This window comes from Pseudoalteromonas sp. MMG012 (assembly GCF_018100875.1).
Lineage (GTDB): Bacteria > Pseudomonadota > Gammaproteobacteria > Enterobacterales > Alteromonadaceae > Pseudoalteromonas > Pseudoalteromonas aurantia.
Genome location: NZ_JAGJEF010000201.1, coordinates 1 through 990 on the forward strand (window position 1 = coordinate 1; position 990 = coordinate 990).

Consider the following 990-nt stretch of genomic DNA (forward strand, 5'->3'; position numbering starts at 1 on the left):
TTCGCTGGGGTGTTGTGATGAGGAAGATATAGCAGCTTGCTCTAATATTTGTGCAAACATATTTTCTGACTGTTTCAACATTTGCTGTGCTTGTAGTGCAAGCTCTGCTGCACTGACCATTGATAACCCTCGGCCATCAACAGGGCTAAAATCAATCGGCGCTAATAACGCACTAAAAGGCTCAACTGATCGTGTTGCCCAGCAAAACGCGGGTAAATATTCAGCGGGCATTTTGGTTGGTGCACTGGCACTAAACCACTTACTAAAAATATCTTTAGTGATCATCTTTTCACCGCCAAGGGCTTCGTTCATACGATCTATAACCATTGGGCGAGAAAATGGCCCATTGTCTACAGCGCGCTTTAACGCAGCTAACAAAGCGAATGTGAGATCACACTTTGGTGCATCGTCACTTTTTAACATACTGGTCTCCACTATGTGTTTAGGAGTTAACATTTACTGCCACCTTTTTGTATTTTTTGTTCCTGTTTTAGGCTGGCAAAAGTGCTGGCAAAAATTGCCAGTAGATTTGCCATGACGTTTGCAACGCTCGGGTTTATGCTGTGTTTAAAAGATAACTGGGGTGGCACTTCATTTAATCCCTTAACAGTGCTAACACATAAACAAACGAGAGAACGAGGAATAAACATAATGAATAACGACCTTAACCAATCAGTAGATACGCTCTTTGATTCAGTTGCCGCCATAAACTCCTTTATTACAGCGCTGGCCGAGGTGCTTACTCCGAGTCTTGCAGAAGCCATGGTGCCTACTCTTGATCTTTCAATTGATGAGATGGAACAAGACCCTCAGGTGAACCAGAGTGCTCTGCTGTTGTTGAACGGGTGGCGCAATCACCTTGCACAGCGTTCGCGTGCCAAATTGAACGTGCGACGACTGACGACAATATCGACTTGCCATTAGCGCGGCGGCTTGAAGCAAAGACCGATTCCATCATTGTTGCTGTTGGGGTTTGTGTTGGGTTGAATA

Annotated in this window: 3 protein-coding genes; all 3 read right to left on the reverse strand. The window is 44.7% G+C overall.

Going from position 1 to position 990, the window contains the following annotated elements:
* A partial coding sequence (locus tag J8L97_RS23000; protein WP_211053042.1) for a hypothetical protein occupies nucleotides 1-456 on the reverse strand: 456 nt, incomplete at its 3' end.
* A complete protein-coding gene (locus tag J8L97_RS23005; protein ID WP_211053044.1) occupies nucleotides 450-764 on the reverse strand; it encodes a hypothetical protein in 315 nt (104 codons plus the stop codon). The genes J8L97_RS23000 and J8L97_RS23005, both read right to left, overlap by 7 nt.
* Nucleotides 765-769: 5 nt before the next feature.
* The coding region (locus J8L97_RS23010; protein ID WP_211053046.1) for a hypothetical protein at nucleotides 770-990 on the reverse strand (221 nt) is incomplete at its 5' end.

Coding starts and splice junctions, on each gene's coding strand:
- J8L97_RS23005 (WP_211053044.1), bottom strand. CDS start 764: ATGGCTTCTGCAAGACTCGGAGTAAGCACCTCGGCCAGCGCTGTAATA.